At 68.6% G+C, this 15,707-nt stretch carries 14 protein-coding genes; 3 read left to right on the forward strand and 11 right to left on the reverse strand.

The window, feature by feature from the left end; translation table 11 throughout:
* Nucleotides 1–92: 92 nt before the first annotated feature.
* Nucleotides 93–1,016, reverse strand: a complete 924-nt coding sequence (locus NRB20_RS20825) for a ketopantoate reductase family protein (RefSeq protein ID WP_406603866.1) — start codon at nt 1,014–1,016, stop codon at nt 93–95.
* A gap of 266 nt (nt 1,017–1,282) precedes the next feature.
* Between NRB20_RS20825 and NRB20_RS20830 the strand changes: the two genes are divergently transcribed.
* Nucleotides 1,283–2,668 (forward strand): MFS transporter, encoded by a 1,386-nt coding sequence (locus NRB20_RS20830; protein WP_153411852.1) that lies wholly within the window; start codon nt 1,283–1,285, stop codon nt 2,666–2,668.
* Nucleotides 2,669–2,690: 22 nt separating this feature from the next.
* On the opposite strand, the gene NRB20_RS20835 is transcribed toward NRB20_RS20830, so the two are convergent.
* From NRB20_RS20835 to argC, 6 genes are read right to left on the reverse strand one after another with little or no spacing between them, the layout of a single operon-like run.
* Nucleotides 2,691–3,215, reverse strand: coding sequence for an arginine repressor (locus NRB20_RS20835; RefSeq protein ID WP_319945195.1), 525 nt, complete (start codon nt 3,213–3,215; stop codon nt 2,691–2,693).
* A gap of 13 nt (nt 3,216–3,228) precedes the next feature.
* The gene (gene argF, locus NRB20_RS20840) at nt 3,229–4,176 is read right to left on the reverse strand and encodes an ornithine carbamoyltransferase (protein WP_319945196.1); all 948 of its coding nucleotides are present in this window, start codon (nt 4,174–4,176) and stop codon (nt 3,229–3,231) included.
* Nucleotides 4,173–5,381: an acetylornithine transaminase gene (locus NRB20_RS20845; protein WP_153411853.1), complete on the reverse strand. Its 1,209-nt coding sequence runs from the start codon at nt 5,379–5,381 to the stop codon at nt 4,173–4,175. Before NRB20_RS20845 ends, argF begins: the two co-directional genes overlap by 4 nt.
* Before the next feature lie 16 nt (nt 5,382–5,397).
* Nucleotides 5,398–6,336, reverse strand: a complete 939-nt coding sequence (argB, locus tag NRB20_RS20850; protein ID WP_153411854.1) for an acetylglutamate kinase — start codon at nt 6,334–6,336, stop codon at nt 5,398–5,400.
* Complete coding sequence (argJ, locus tag NRB20_RS20855) at nt 6,333–7,538, reverse strand: bifunctional glutamate N-acetyltransferase/amino-acid acetyltransferase ArgJ (RefSeq protein ID WP_319945197.1); 1,206 nt, start codon at nt 7,536–7,538, stop codon at nt 6,333–6,335. The genes argB and argJ overlap by 4 nt, the downstream gene beginning before the upstream one ends.
* Nucleotides 7,535–8,629 carry an N-acetyl-gamma-glutamyl-phosphate reductase gene (gene argC, locus NRB20_RS20860; protein ID WP_153411855.1) on the reverse strand — a complete coding sequence of 365 codons (1,095 nt, stop codon included), beginning with the start codon at nt 8,627–8,629 and terminating at the stop codon, nt 7,535–7,537. The genes argJ and argC overlap by 4 nt, the downstream gene beginning before the upstream one ends.
* 93 nt (nt 8,630–8,722) lie before the next feature.
* Between argC and NRB20_RS20865 the strand changes: the two genes are divergently transcribed.
* Both NRB20_RS20865 and NRB20_RS20870 read left to right on the forward strand, forming a co-directional pair.
* A complete protein-coding gene (locus NRB20_RS20865) occupies nt 8,723–9,205 on the forward strand; it encodes a MarR family winged helix-turn-helix transcriptional regulator (RefSeq protein WP_194289947.1) in 483 nt (160 codons plus the stop codon).
* 56 nt (nt 9,206–9,261) lie between these two features.
* Nucleotides 9,262–10,605 (forward strand): FAD-dependent oxidoreductase, encoded by a 1,344-nt coding sequence (locus NRB20_RS20870; RefSeq protein WP_153412046.1) that lies wholly within the window; start codon nt 9,262–9,264, stop codon nt 10,603–10,605.
* A 10-nt stretch (nt 10,606–10,615) separates the two neighbouring features.
* On the opposite strand, the gene NRB20_RS20875 is transcribed toward NRB20_RS20870, so the two are convergent.
* The 4 genes from NRB20_RS20875 to NRB20_RS20890 all read right to left on the reverse strand — a co-directional run bounded on the left by NRB20_RS20875 (nt 10,616) and on the right by NRB20_RS20890 (nt 15,692).
* A complete protein-coding gene (locus NRB20_RS20875; protein WP_153411857.1) occupies nt 10,616–12,067 on the reverse strand; it encodes a GntP family permease in 1,452 nt (483 codons plus the stop codon).
* A 7-nt stretch (nt 12,068–12,074) separates the two neighbouring features.
* A complete protein-coding gene (locus NRB20_RS20880) occupies nt 12,075–12,695 on the reverse strand; it encodes a bifunctional 4-hydroxy-2-oxoglutarate aldolase/2-dehydro-3-deoxy-phosphogluconate aldolase (protein ID WP_319945258.1) in 621 nt (206 codons plus the stop codon).
* A gap of 73 nt (nt 12,696–12,768) precedes the next feature.
* A complete protein-coding gene (locus NRB20_RS20885) occupies nt 12,769–14,388 on the reverse strand; it encodes an N-acyl-D-amino-acid deacylase family protein (protein ID WP_153411858.1) in 1,620 nt (539 codons plus the stop codon).
* Between the two features lie 14 nt (nt 14,389–14,402).
* A complete protein-coding gene (locus NRB20_RS20890; protein ID WP_406603861.1) occupies nt 14,403–15,692 on the reverse strand; it encodes a type III PLP-dependent enzyme domain-containing protein in 1,290 nt (429 codons plus the stop codon).
* Nucleotides 15,693–15,707: the final 15 nt, after the last annotated feature.

Here is a 15,707-nt window from a genome sequence, read left to right on the forward strand (position 1 = left end):
GTCCGATTTGCTTCCGCCGCAATATCTTCGGCGCTTCGAACACGGCCCCGTCAGGTTCGCGGACGTGCTTCGTCAGTGGTACGAGGGGCTGACTAGTGCTCGCGAGCCGCAGTCTCGGACGGCAACTGCGAAGCGTAGATCGTCTGATGAATCGGCGTCGCGACACCCGTGGCCCGGCCGAACCGCACGACCGCACCGCTCTGATAGTGCAGCTCCGACGGACGCCCCGCGGCCAGATCACGCTGCATCGACGCTGTGGTCTCGGGCCCGAAACCCGCGTAGACCTTCATCATCTGATCGACATCGTCCGCATCCAGCGCGACGCCCCGGGCCCGCGCCACCTCGAGCACCTCGACCATGGCCGCGCGCACCAGCGCGACGGTCTCGGGTTCGGTCGAGACGATCCCGACCGGCTGCCGGGCCAGCGCGCCGACCCCGCCGTAGGAGGAGATCAGCATCAGCTTGCGCCACAGCGTGGCCTCGATGTCGTTGGTGCGGCTCACCGTGATGCCCGCCGGGGTCAGCGCCTCGACCACCGGCTCGACCCGATCGGCCGAATCCGGTGTCAGCACACCGATTTCCACCGCGGCGTGCGAGCCCAGGCAGCGCACCGACCACGGTTCGATACGTTCGGCGATCACCACGCAGGTGCAGCCCAGCACGCGTTCGGCGCCCAGCACCTCGGCCAGATCGCTCGCCGCCTCGACCCCGTTCTGCAACGGCAGGATCGTGGTGTGCGGGCCGACAACGGGTTTCAGCGCCTCGGCGGCATCGCGAACCTGCCACGCCTTCACCGCGACGAGCACCAGATCGGCGGGCTCACCGCCGCCACGCAATTCGGTGACCACCTGCACGTCGGGGATCGAACTCTCTTCTCCCGCACGGGAAACCAGCAGCGGCCCGGCCGCCGCGGCCGCGACGGTCTCGGCCCGCCCGACCACCGTCACCTGATGACCGGCACGCGCCAGCATGCCCGCGAAATACAGTCCGATTCCACCCGCCCCGAATACCGTAATGCGCACGAGTCAGGGCCTCCACATCGTCGACAACCGCACGCTTTCCATGCGTTCGCATACACTATCGCCGACCGACCGAGCATTCAATTGGTACTGCGGGTAACGGATTTCACGTTCCCGACACCTTCGCGGTGAGCAAACGGAGAGCGTCATCGGAAATCGGCTCGTCCGGAGTCCTGCGGAAATCCAACCCTGCCAACTACTGTGTGAACGATCACATCGCCGCGGCCGTCCGCGGTACAGCAGCACCCGGAAACGAGTTATCCGTGACGATCGACGACGATCCCGCCCAGGCCGCCTCCGACAACACCTCGGCGCCCCCGCTGACCTCGGCACAACGCCGCGCGTTCTGGGGTTCGTTCGGCGGCTGGGCGATGGACGGTTTCAACTGGACCGTCTTCGGCCTGGTACTCGCCCCCACCATGACCGAACTGCTGCCGCGCGCCGGAATCGCCGCGAACTCCGCCAATATCGGCTGGTACGGCCAGATCAGCGCGGCGCTGTTCCTGCTCGGCTGGGGTTGTTCGGCGATCTGGGGGCCGCTGGCCGACCGCTTCGGCCGGATGCCCGCGATGACGGCGTCCATCGCGATGTACGGCGTCTTCACCGCGCTGGCCGGACTGGCGACGAATCTGTGGGAGTGGAACGCCTTCCGATTCCTCGCGGCCATCGGCGTCGGCGGCGAATGGGCCATGGCCGGAACGCTTCTGGCCGAGGTCCTCCCCGAACGCGTGCGCGCGCGCTTCGGCGGGCTGATGCATTCGGCCGCGTATGTCGGCGTGCTGATCGTCTCGGCGCTGTATCTCGCGGCCGGGCCGCAACTGGGCTGGCGCGGGATGTTCCTGATCGGCGGCATTCCGGCGTTGGCGGTCTTCATCATTCGCCGCACCACGCCCGAACCAGAACGCTGGCGTCGGGTCGCGGGCCGTCTCGCCGATGAGACCCAGGGGGCCGCGAACCGCCGGAGCGGAGCGGAGGCCAAAGACGTGGATTCGGCGGAGCATGATCGAAAGTCGTTCTGGCAGCCCGTGATTGAAGTCCTGACCCCACCCTACCGGGCCCGTACCCTGGGTAATCTGGCGCTGCTGGTGGTCTGTGTGATCGGGTTGTGGGCCGGGTCGACGTACGTGCCCACCGCGATCACCGAGCTCGCGCATCACGCGGGATACGGTTCGGCCGCGACGGTGCGGCTGGCCGGGATCTCCTCGATGACGGTGGCCGCGTTCACGATTCTGGGGTGCGTGCTGATTCCGCGGGTGGCGGACCGGTTCGGTCGACGCGTCGCGCTGGCCGGGTTGTTCGTGCTGATGGCGATCGGCGCGGTCGGGGTCTACGGGATCGCCTATCCGGCGCATTCGATCGTGCTGACCTTCGTCTTCCTGCCGATACTCGGGCTCGGCGGGGCCAATTTCGCGATCTTCACCATCTGGCTGCCCGAACAGTATCCGACCCGGATGCGGGCGACGGCGTTCGCGTTCACCACCACGCTCTCGCGCTGGTTCGCCGCGGCGGGGACGTTCCTGATCGGATACGGCATCCACGCGAGCGGATCGCTGGCCATCCCGCTCAGCGCGACCGCGGTCGTATTCCTGATCGGCATCGCCATGGTCGGGCTCGCACCGGAAACCCGGGGTCAGGCGCTGCCGGACTGAATGCGCTACGCGCCCAACCGATTCAGGCCCACCGCTCGATCTTCGCGGCCAGCTCCGCGCCGGTGAGCGGTTCGCGGGCGATCACGGCGATGGTGTCGTCCCCGGCGATGGTGCCGACGATCTCCGGCAGCGACGCGCGATCCAGCGCACTGGCCAGGAAGTGCGCCGCGCCCGGCGGGGTGCGCAGCACCGCGATATTGCCGCTGTGGTCGGTGGAGACCAGCAGGTCACCCAGGAGTTTGGAGAGCCGGTCGGTGCCGCCGGTCACCCCGCGCACCGGACTGCCGTCCTCGGGCACCACGTAGACCCCGGCACCGCCGTCCGCGGCGCGCAGCTTGACCGCGCCGAGTTCGTCCAGATCCCGCGACAACGTCGCCTGGGTGGTCTCGATGCCATCCTCGGCGAGCAGCGCGGCCAGTTCGGTCTGGCTGCGCACCGCGTGTCCGGACAGGATCTCCACGATGCGCTGCTGGCGACCGGCGCGCGTGCGGGCGGTCGCCGGGCCGGATCTGCCCGACTCGGCGCCCGCCCTATCCACGCTGCTCACGAACGTCTACCCGTCACGATCGTCGCTCCCGCGCACTGTTCTTCTCCAACAACCACACCAGCAGCGCCTTCTGCGCGTGCAACCGGTTCTCCGCCTCGTCCCAGACCACGCTGTGCGGGCCGTCGATCACCTCGTCGGTGATCTCCTCCCCGCGATGCGCCGGAAGACAGTGCAGCACAACCACATCCGCGGCCGCGCGGGCGAGCAGTCCGGCATTGACCTGGAAGGGGCGGAACGGGCCGACCCGGTCCAGACCGTCGCCCTCCTGGCCCATGGAGGTCCAGGCGTCGGTGACCAGCACGTCCGCCCCGGTGGCCGCCGCGACCGGATCCGCGGTGACCGCGACGCTGCCGCCGGTCTCCGCGGCGCGCTTGCGGGCAGCGTCGAGCACCCAGTCCGCGGGCTCGAAACCCGCTGGGGCCGCGATGATCACGTGCAGGCCCGCGGTAACCCCGCCCAGCAGCAGCGAATGCGCCATATTGTTCGCGCCGTCGCCGAAGTAGGCCAGGGTGCGGCCGGACAGGTCGCCCTTGCGTTCGGTCAGGGTCAGCAGATCGGCCAGCACCTGGCAGGGGTGGAACTCGTTGGACAGCGCGTTGACCACGGGAACCGTTGCCGTGGAAGCCATCTCGTCCAGGCGATGCTGTTCGAAGGTGCGCCACACGATCGCGTCGACGTAGCGCGAGAGCACCCGGCCGGTGTCCTCGAGGGTCTCCTCGCGGCCCAGCTGGGTGGTGCGGCCGTCGACCACCACCGCGTGCCCGCCGATCTGGGCGATGCCCATCTCGAACGAGAACCGGGTGCGGGTGGAGTTCTTCTCGAAGATCACCCCGACCCCCCGCGGGCCCTCGAGCGGTCGCCGTGAGAACGGCGCGGCCTTCAGTTCCGCTGCCAGCGCGAGGATTTCGGCCTGTTCGGCCGGGCTGACGTCGTCGTCGCGTAGGAAGTGACGGATGCTCACTTGTCCCCCTTCTCCAGGGTGGTGTGCTGCTCCAGGGCGGTGTCCAGGATGCCGGGCAGATCCGACAGTAGGCTCCCGGCTTGAGTCTCGGTCAAGATCAGCGGCGGCGCGAGCCGAATCACATCGGGTTTGGCCGGGTTCACCAGGTAGCCGCGCTCGCGGGCGGCCAGTTCCACCTGCGCGGACGCCGGGCGGGTCAGCTGGATGCCGATCAGCAGGCCCGCGCCGCGCACGTGCTCGACCAGCGGATGACCGAGTTCGGCGATGCCGTCGGTGATCACCTTGCCGACCTTCTCCACGCTGTGCAGCAGGTCTTCCTTGTCGATGGTGCGCAGGACCGCGAGGGCGGCCGCGGCGCAGACCGGGTTGCCGCCGAAGGTGGTGCCGTGCAGGCCCGGGGTGAGCAGTTCGGCCGCGCGGCCCTGGGCGAGGACCGCGCCGATCGGCAGGCCGCCGCCGAGGCCCTTGGCCAGGGTGATCACGTCGGGCACCAGCCCTGCGGCCTGATGCGCGTAGAAATGCCCGGTGCGGCCGATGCCGGTCTGGACCTCGTCCAGGATGAGCAGCGCGCCGTGTTCGGCGGTGATCGCGCGGGCGGTGGCCAGATAGTCCGGCGGCGGCACCACGACCCCGCTCTCACCCATGATCGGTTCCAGGAATACCGCGGCGGTATCCGAATCGACCACGGCCGCAAGGGCTTCGGCGTCACCGTAGGGCACATGCACGACGCCGGGCGGCATCGGTTCGAACGGCGCGCGCTTGGCCGGTTGCCCGGTCAGCGCGAGCGCGCCCATGGTGCGGCCGTGGAACGCCTCCTCGCAGGCGACGATCTTGCTGCGCCCGGTCAGCCGCGCGATCTTGAACGCGGCCTCGTTGGCCTCGGTGCCCGAATTGCAGAAGAACGCCCGGCCCGCGCCGTCACCGAAATGCGCCAGCAGACGTTCGGCGAGTTCGATGACCGGTTCGCTGGCATACAGATTCGACACGTGACCGAGCGTGCTCAACTGCGCGGTCACCGCCTCGACGATGGCCGGATGGGCGTGCCCGAGGCTGTTCACCGCGATCCCGCCGAGGAAATCCAGGTAGCGCTTGCCCTCGGCGTCGTAGAGTTCCGCGCCCGACCCGCGCACCAGCGCGATCGCGGGCGTGCCGTAGTTGTTCATCAGCGAGGCGGACCACCGCTGCTGAATATCCTGAGTACTCATGGGTTTTCGTGCCCTCCTACGACGCGGGCGTCCGCGCCGGGGTCGAGGGGGAGATCATCGTGCCGATCCCCTCCCCGGTGAACAGTTCCAGCAGCACCGCGTGCGGGACGCGGCCATCGATGACATGCGCGGTCGGCACCCCGCCGCGCACCGCGCGCAGGCACGCCTCCATCTTGGGCACCATGCCCGAATCCAACGACGGCAGCAGTTGGGCCAGCGTGTCGGTGTCGATGTGCGTGGTCAGCGAGGACCGGTCGGGCCAATTCGTGTACAGCCCTTCGACATCGGTGAGCACGACCAGTTTCTCCGCGCCCACCGCGGCGGCCAGCGCGCCCGCGGCGGTGTCGGCGTTGACGTTGTGCACCACGCCGTCCGCGTCGGGGGCCAGCGTCGAGACCACCGGGATGCGGCCCGCGCGCACGATGTCCAGCACCGCGTCCGGATTCACCGAGGTGACATCGCCGACCAGGCCGATATCGGTTGTCTCACCGTCGATTTCGAGGGTACGGCGGGTCGCGGTGAACAGCCGCGCGTCCTCACCGGACAGGCCCACGCCGTAGGGACCGTGCGCGTTGATCAGGCCGACCAGCTCCCGGCCGACCTGACCGAACAGCACCATCCGCGCGACGTCCAGCACCTCGGGCGTGGTGACCCGCAGCCCGCCGCGGAATTCCCCTTCCAGGCCGAGGCGTTTGAGCATGGCGCTGATCTGCGGCCCGCCGCCGTGCACCACGATCGGATGCACACCCACCGTGCGCAGGAAGACCATATCGGCCGCGAAGGCGCGCTTGAGATCCTCGTCGATCATGGCGTTACCGCCGTACTTCACCACCACGATGGTGTCGCGGAATTTCTGCAACCAGGGCAGCGCGTCGGCCAGCACGTGCGCCTTGTCCAGCGCGGACAATCCGGCCACGACATCGGGAACCGATTGCGACACAACGGAATCGCTCATGAGCTGTACGCCGAATTCTCTTCGACGTAACCGTGCGAGAGATCCGTGGTGCGGATGGTGGCCTCGCCCTCGCCCAACTCCAGATCGATCACGACGTGGATATCCGCACCGGACAGATCGATCTCCCGCGCACCCGGCGCACCGGTCCCGCCGACGCACACCGGATTCCCGTTGAACGACACCGAGATTCGATCGGGTTCCAGTTCGATGGGCGCGATGCCGATCGCGGCCAGCACTCGGCCCCAGTTCGGATCCGAGCCGAAGAACGCGGTCTTGACCAGCGAGTCCCGGGCGACCGCGCGCGCACCGATGAGGGCCTGCTCCTCGTCCACCGCACCGCGCACGGTGACCAGCACCCGCTTGGTGACGCCCTCCGCGTCGGCCATCAGCTGCGACGCCAGATCGTCACACACGGCCAGCACCGCCGCGTCCAGATCCTGCTGCGACGGCGTCACCGCGCTCGCGCCGCTGGCCAGCAGCAGCACGGTGTCGTTGGTGGAGCAGGAACCGTCGACGTCGAGCCGGTCGAAGGTGCGCGAAGTCGCCTTGCGCAGTGCGGAATCCAGCTGTTCGGGCGTGGCCACGGCATCGGTGGTCAGCACCACCAGCATGGTCGCCAGCGAGGGGGCGAGCATGCCCGCGCCCTTGGCCATGCCGCCGACGTTCCACTTGTCGTGATGGTGGACCGCCGCCTCCTTCGGCACGGTGTCGGTGGTCATGATGGCGTGCGCGGCATCGGTCCCGCCGGACAGCCCACCGGCCATCTCGTGCACGATCTCGGTGACGCCCGCGATCACCTTGTCCATCGGCAGCCGGTCACCGATCAAACCCGTTGAGCAGACCGCGATCTCGCCCGCACCCGTCTCGGTTCCCCAGTTGCTCAACGCTTTCGCCAGTTCCTCGGCGGTGGCGTGGGTGTCCTGGAAGCCACCCGGGCCGGTGCAGGCGTTCGCGCCGCCGGAGTTCAGGATCACCGCGCGCAACCGGCCGCCGGTGAGCACCTGCTGCGACCAGAGCACCGGCGCGGCCTTGACCTTGTTGCGCGTGAACACCCCGGCCGCGGCGCATTCCGGGCCCTCGTTGACCACCAGGGCCAGATCGGGTTTACCGGTCGCCTTGATCCCGGCGGCGATCCCGGCCGCACGGAACCCCAGCGGCGCGGTGACGCCCTGGTTCCGGACCAAATTATCGCTGGATGTCACGGTGCCACTCCTACGGTGGGAAGTCCGGCGGTCTCCTCGTAGCCGACCGCCAGGTTCATCGATTGCACCGCGGCCCCCGCGGTGCCCTTGGTGAGGTTGTCGATCGCGCCGATCACGACCAGCAGTCCGGCGTCGGCGTCCACGGCGACCTGCAGGGTCACCGCGTTGGACCCGAGTACCGAACCCGTCTGCGGCAGTTGACCTTCGGGCAGCAGATGCACGAAAGGTTCGTCGGCATAGGCCTTCTCGTAGACCGCGCGGGCCTGCGCGAGATCCACATGAGTGGGCGCGGTGCAGGTGGCCAGGATGCCGCGCGGCATCGGCGCGAGCACGGGAGTGAAGGAGACCGCGATATCGGCTCCGGCGCAATCGAATTCACGCCCCTGCGCGGCGCTGGTGGCCGCGATCCTCAGGTTCTGCGCGATCTCCGGGGTGTGCCGGTGCGCCCCGGCGATGCCGTAGGCGCGGACCGAACCCATCACCTCCGAACCCAGCAGTCCCACATCGGGTTTGCGGCCCGCGCCGGAGGTGCCGCTCACCGCGACGATATGCACTGTCGGCTCCACGATTCCGGCGGCCACCGCCGGCGCCAGCGCCAGACTGGACACCGTGGGATAGCAGCCCGGCACCGCGATCCGGGTCGCACCGCGCAACCGCTCGCGCCCGCCGGGGAGTTCGGGCAGGCCGTAGGGCCAGGTCCCCGCGTGCGGGGTCTTGTAGTACCGCTCCCACACCTGCGCGTCGGTGAGCCGGAAATCCGCGCCGCAGTCGATGATCACCGTGGATTCGGGCAGCGCGTTGGCGATGACCGCCGACTGGCCGTGCGGCAGGCCCAGGAACACGATGTCGTGCCCGGCCAGGATCTCCGGCGTCGTCTCGGTCAGCACCCGATCGGCCAGCGGCAGCAGATGCGGCTGCGACTCCCCCAGCGGCGTCCCCGCATTGGCCCCGGCGGTCAGCGCCCCTATCTCGAGGCGCCCACTTCGGTATGCCGGATGCCCCAGCAGCAATCGCAGGATCTCACCGCCCGCGTATCCGCTCGCACCAGCCACCGCGACCCGCAGTACGGGCCCACTCGAGGTATCCGCCATGTGATGATTATGCACGATCATGCAATCCCATTCATAGCGGGGTTGCCGGAAATAATACTTGTTTCACAGGATCAAATACTTTACCGTTGTTTCATGCAAGCAAACAAGTCGCAGATCGCCGATCTGATCCGCACCGTCTTCCAGTTCGCCGAGGCCAATCGGCAGGGTCAGGCGCGGATGTACGACGCGGTCCGGCTCGGCGTGCTGCGGCTGGCCGTCGAGCACGGGCCACTGCGCGCGGGCGAGGTCGCCGAGCGGCTCGATGCCCTCCCCTCCTCCATCACCCGGCACATCCGGGCGCTGGCCGAGGCCGAGTTGGTGAACACCGAACCCGATCCGGCCGATCGCCGCGCGGTCCTGCTGACCGCCACCGACACCGGCCGCGCGGAACTGCGGCAGTTCCTCGACGTCGGGGAGCAGGTCTTCGGCGCGGTCATCGCCGAATGGTCCGCCGCCGACGTGGTCACCCTCACCGAGTTGCTCGCCCGCCTGACCCAGGACTGGGAACGGCACGGGCCCGAGCAGCAGCAGGCCGCGCGCAAGCGGAACCGGCCGTTCGGCTGGAGCCAGGGCTGAGACCTGCGAAATTCGTTCTCCCTGTTGATAATCGATCAGGATTGGAAGTGGATACCATGTCCGCCAAGACATCTCTGCGGGTCATCGTCGCCGGAGGCGGGATCGGCGGCCTCGCGCTGGCGCACGGGCTGCGCAAGGCCGGAATCGACGTCGCGGTGTACGAACGCGATCGGCATCGCACGGATCGGTTGCAGGGCTTCCGGATTCACATCAGCCCACGCGGCAGCCGCGCCCTGCACGAGCTCCTGCCCGACCATCTGTACCGCGCGTTCGTCGCGCACTCCAACGCGGTCGAGAGCGAGATCGGCTTCGGTTTCGCCACCGAGCGGATGAGCACCCTGCTGGATCTGGATCGCGAGACCATCGAGGGCAATCCGACCGGCGACGTCGACCGCAACTTCGGGGTCAGCCGCATCACGCTGCGTCAGATCCTGCTGTCCGACCTGGACGACGTGGTGCACTACGACAAGGCGATCACCGGCTACACCCGGCTGCCGGACGGCCGCGTCGAGGCCCGATTCGCCGACGGCACCACGGCTTGCGGCGATGTCCTGGTCGGCGCGGACGGCGCCACCTCGCGGGTGCGCGCCCAGTTGCTCCCGCACGCCCAGCGCGTCGACACCGGAATCGTCGCCATCGCCGGTAAGTACATGCTGACCGAGCAGAGCCGCCGCCGGCTCGCGCCCCGGCTACAGGTCGCCCCGGTCAGCGTCATTCCGCCCCGGAGTTGCGGAATGTTCGTCGCGCCGCACGAATTCGGTGCCGCCGACGGTGATTCCGCGACGATCGGCGGCAACGACGGTGCCGCGCAGCGGTATCCGGGCGCGCTGTTCGACAACACCCGGCCCTACGTGCTGTGGAGCTACGCCGCCAAACGCGCCGACTTCGCGGAGGATCTGGAGTCGTTGGGGCCCAAAGAACTTCAGGATCTGGCCGATCGACTCACCGCCGACTGGTCACCGCAGCTGCGCGAGCTGGTCACCGGATGCGACACCGACACCGTGACGCTGCTGCCGATCCGCACCTCGGTCCCGGTGGAGCCCTGGGAGACGACGAATGTCACGCTGCTGGGCGATGCCCTCCACTCCATGACCCCGTTCCGCGGCATCGGCGCCAATGTCGCCCTGCGCGACGCGCACGAGCTGACCGGCGCGCTGATCGCCGCGGCCCGCGATGAGCGACCGCTGCTCGAGGCCCTGCACGAGTACGAGGCGCAGATGATCACCTACGGTTTCGCCGCCGTGCGTGCCTCGCTGCAAGCCGCCGAACAATCCGTCTCGGACAGCCGCGTCTCGCGCACCATGGTTCGCACGGTCTTCCGCCTGGCCGGTGCGCTGCCCCCGCTGAAACGAAAGATGTTCGGCGGCTTGGGCAGCGAACCGGAACCCGCGAAAGCCTAACCCGCCGCGATCAGCTCACCAGGGCGAACAGGATCGCCGCGACCGCGAAACTCACCACCGACAGCACGGTTTCGAGCACACTCCAGGTCTGGAGCGTCTGCTTCACCGACAGGTTGAAGAATTTCGAGATCATCCAGAAACCACCGTCGTTGACGTGGCTCAGGATGATCGAACCGGCCGCGATCGACATCGCGATCAAGGCCAGCGAAATCTGCGAATACCCGTGTCCGGCAACCAGTGGCCCGACGATGCCGCCGGTGGTGACGATCGCGACGGTGGCCGACCCCTGGGCGATGCGCAGCCCGCAGCTGATGATGTAGGCCAGCACGATCACCGGCAGTCCGGCCTCGGACATGGTGTGCGCGAGCACCTTTCCGATTCCGGTGGCCGAGATGACCGCGCCGAAGAACGCGCCCCCGCCGATCACCAGCAGCAACATGCCCACGGGCCGTAGCGATTCCGCGGTCAGCACGCTGAGCTGCTGCACCGTCGAACCGCGCCGCAGCCCCAGGATGTAGAAGGCGACCAGGACCGCGATCAACAGGGCGACGGCCGGGTTGCCCAGGAAGGTCAGCACCTCGAGCAGCCCGGACTTCTTCTGCAACAGCTGGCTGCCGAACGTCGCGCCCAGGATCAGCACCAGCGGGATGGCGATGATCGCGGCGATCAGGCCGACCGACGGGCGTCGCACCTCGGTCGCCGTCTCCTGCTGTGCCCCGGACGAATTCGCGTCCCCGTCGGGCTCCGCGGCATCGCCCGAGGGCCGCACCAGGAATTCCGCCGGAACGTCCACGACGATGCGCTTGCCGATGAACGTGCCCCAAACCAGGCCCGCCGCAACGAATCCCGGCAGGCCGCACACCAGACCCATGATGATCAGCCAGCCCAGGCTCACCCCCATCAGCCCGCCCAGGGCCACCGGGCCCGGGTGCGGCGGCAGGAACGCGTGCGTCATGGACAGGCCCGCCACCATCGGCATCGCGTACAGCACCAGCGATCGGCCACCCCGTTTGGCGGCGACGTAGATCAGCGGCGCGAGCACGAAGATACCGATGTCGAAGAACACCGGGATGCCGAAGATGAGGCCGACCAGACCCATCGCGACCGGAGCGCCCTTGGGCCCGAACAGATTCTGTAGTTTCTCCGCCAGCGCGTCCGCGCCGCCGGAACGTTCCAGGATCGCGCCGAGCACCGTACCCAGGCCGATGATCACCGAGATGTGGCCCAGAATTCCGCCGAATCCCGTCTCCAACAGGGAATCCGAGGATTTCAGCGGTGTGCCAACGATCTTGGACACCGGTAGCCCGGCGGCCAGCGCGAGCAACAGCCCGGTCAGTAGTAGTGCGATGAACGGCTCGAGTTTGAACCGGATGATCGCCACGAGTAGTACGACGATCGCGAGACCGCACAGTATGAGCAGTCCCGGGGTGGTGGTCCGCAGCCAATCGACGGTGGCGGCCATACATACCTCACTTCATGGATGAAACGAAAGATGCCGCCCGCGAGGCGATATCGGACCATCGGCCCGCGGCGACATCGCCCGGTGCCACGACGTCGGTACCGGCCGTGACCGCCACCGCGCCGTGCGCCAGGAATTCGGCGGCGTTACCGGCGTTGACACCGCCGGACGGGATGAGCGCCGCATCGGGGAAGGGCCCCCGCAAATCCTTCAGATAGCCCGGACCGAACATGCGGGCGGGGAAGATCTTCACCGCCGCCGCGTTCAGATCCAGCGCGGCCATCACCTCGCTCGGTGTGAGAGCGCCCATGACGACCGGAATATCGTGTCGCGCCGCCACTTCCGCCACCGCCGGACGCAGGCCCGGTGTCACGAGGAATCGGGCTCCGCTGTCGATGGCCTGTTCGGCCTGCTCACCGGTCAGGACCGTGCCCGCGCCGACCACAGCGTCCGGCACCGCCGACGCCGCGGTCAGGGCGTCCAGGACGCCCGGTGTCGTGAAAGTCAGTTCCACCGCACGTATTCCAGCACCCGCCAGCGCCTCGACCAACGCGGCGGGATCGGGGATCGATGGGGCACGCACGACGGTGAGCACCCGGTCGGCCCGGATCACGTCCAGAGCTGTATTCACCTGCACCGCTTGGTATCCCCGTTCGACTCGGTCCCGAGGCGACCCGCGCCGTGAAGCTGGAGAGCGACGAATGTCATTGTTCGCCTTTCACATCGGTGCCGCGTGTGGTCATACGCAACGCACGCCCGGCGAGAGCTCCGGTGGGTGTACCGCCGTCGATGGCGAATTCACCGTTCACCAGGACGTGGGTGATTCCGCGCGCCTGCTGTTTCGGCTGCTCGAATGTGGCTGTGTCACAGATCGTCTCGGGATCGAACAACACCAGGTCCGCGGCGTGTCCGGGCCGGATCAGACCGCGCATCCGCAGGCGCAGGCGTTGCGCGGGACGTCCGGTCAGATGGTGTACGCACTCCTCGAGGCCGAGTACACCGAGTTCACGCACGTAGTGGCCGAGGTAGCGCGGGAAGGTGCCCCACGCCCGGGGATGCGGCCGGTCCCCGACCAGCAGCGCGTCGCTGCCGCCCATGTGCCGGGAGTGGCGCATGATGGCGCGCACGTTCTCCTCGTGTCCGACGTGTTGCAGGATCGTGGTGGCCAGCTCGTCCCGCAGCAGCAGGTCGAAGAAGACCTCCACCGGCGGAACATCCTGTGCCACAGCGATATCGGCGATCCTCCGGCCGACGTATTCGCTCAGATCGGGATCCGCGACACCGCTGATCTGGATCGTCTCCCAGTCGACCGTGACCCCGTGACACCCGTCCGAGCCGCGCACGGTGACATCGTCGGTGATCCGCGCCCGGTCCGCCGGATCGGCCAGGCGAGCCAGCGTCGCATCCGGCCCGCCCGCGGACGCCCAGCTCGGCAGCAGCGCCGACAGAGTGGTCGAGCCGGGCAGGTAGGGGTAGGTGTCGAGGCTGATATCGCAGCCCTGTGCCAGGGCGTCGTCGATCATGGTGAGCAATTCCGGTGCGCGCCCGCGGTTCTCGCCGAAATTCATGGTGGCGTGGGTCAGGTGCACCGCGCAGCCTGTGGTGCGGGCCAGCCCGATCATCTCGGCGTATGCCTCCAGCGCACCGGCACCGTAGGAGCGGGTGTGCGGAGCGTAGAAACCGTCGGCCGCCGCGACCACCTCGCACAGTGCCGCCAATTCCGCCGTGTCGGCGTACATTCCGGGCGTGTAGGTGAGCCCGCTGGACATCCCGACCGCACCCTGCGCCAGACCCTCGGCCAGGAGCGCGCACATGCGGCCGATCTCTCGCGCGGTCGCCGGACGCCGCTCGGAGCCGACCACGAGCAGGCGCAGCGTGCCCTGCGGTACCAGATAAGCGGCATTGGGCGTGATCCCCGCATCGAGCCGGTCCAGGTACTCCCCGACCGTGTGCCAGGAGAAGTCCAGATCGGCGGGATTGCCGTTCCACCCGGCGATCTGGCGGCGCACCACGGCCAGCGTCGCCGCGTCGATCGGCGCATAGGACAGCCCGTCCTGTCCGATCACCTCGGTGGTGATGCCCTGGCTGATCTTCGGGAAATGTCCCGGTTCGGTGAGCAGATGCAGATCCGAATGCGCGTGCATATCGATGAAACCCGGTGCCAGCACCAGGTTCTCGCAGTCGAGGACACGGTCGGCCCCGGCGATCGTGCCGGGCCCGGCGAGTTCGGTGATGCGCCCGCCCGCCACCACGACATCGCCGCGGAAGCCGGGCGAGCCCGTTCCGTCGACTACGTTCGCTCCGCGAATCAGCATGCTGCCCATCATCTTTCGCCGTCTCAGAAGAAGGTGTGCAGGAGATCGACGACGCGCGGACGGTCGGCGGCGGCGTCATCGATCACCGGGATCAGCCGCCACTTGTCGAAGGCCGTGCACGGGTGTGAGAGGCCGAGTCGTACGACGCTGCCGATCGGCACCGCACCCTCACCGGGGAGGCGCAGGAAGGCATGCTGGTCGTTGAGCGCCGACACGTACGCTTCGCCGGGCAGCGCACCTCCGGCCGAAAGCTGTTGCGGCACCGGCAATCCCTCATCGAACGGCAGGTCCCGCTTACCGGCGTCCAACAGTGCCAGCCCCGGCTCCGGCTGCGAAACCGTACGGGCCCAGCCGTGCATGGCCGAGCGCAGCGGATGTTCGGTGCGCGTGGCGGCCAGCGGCGAGATACCGGAGTAGAAGCCGTCGTCGTGGATGAGATACGCGCCCGACCGCAATACGACGGTGGTCGCCTCATCGTCCGCGAGCCCGGCCAGCCGATCGACCACCAGATCCTGAAAAGCGCTACCACCCGCGGTGACGATGGCCGGTCGCGCATAACTCCCGACGAGCTCGCGATGCAGCCGGGCCAGTTCGTCCAGATAGCCGCGCACCGCCGCGACCGCCGCGTCCTGCCGGTCGTGCGCCAACGCGCCCTCATAGCCGCCGACGCCCGCCAACTCGAGCCGCGCCGAACCTCGCACCGCGTCCGCGACGGCCAGCGCCGCCTCGACACCGCGCGCCCCGGTGCGTCCGCCGGGCCCGCCCAATTCGACCAGCACCGCCACCCGCACACCCTCGGGCGCGTCGGCCAGATGCCGGTCCATCGTCTCGACCGTCGCCACACTGTCCACCCAGCTGCGGAATTCGAAGCCCGGATCGCGGTCGAGTTCGGCTGCGAGCCAACGTAATCCGACGGGATCGACCAGCGCGTTCGCCAGCAGGATCCGGGCCACCCCGAACGCCCGCGCCACCTGGACCTGCCAGCCGGTGGCCAGGGTGATACCCCACGCACCGGCCGCCAGCTGCTCACCCCACAGCTGCGGAGACATGGTCGTCTTGCCGTGCGGAGCCAGCGACACTCCGGCCGCGGCGGCCCAGCCGGCCATCAACCGCAGGTTCGCATCCAGTGCGGCCCGTTCCACGGTCAGTACCGGCGTCTGTAGATCATCCAGATGCGGTGCGGTGGCGAGGAATTCGCGCACGGTGGAACCCCACGCAGCGGGCGGCAGCGATTTGTGTTCCGGCCCCAGGACCCGATCGTGCAGGGCCGTAACCATCGCGGTGTCGATGGACGGTGCGCCGACGTTCGCCACAACACTCCTCTCACC

It is taken from the genome of Nocardia macrotermitis, from assembly GCF_009604405.1.
GTDB lineage: Bacteria > Actinomycetota > Actinomycetes > Mycobacteriales > Mycobacteriaceae > Nocardia > Nocardia macrotermitis.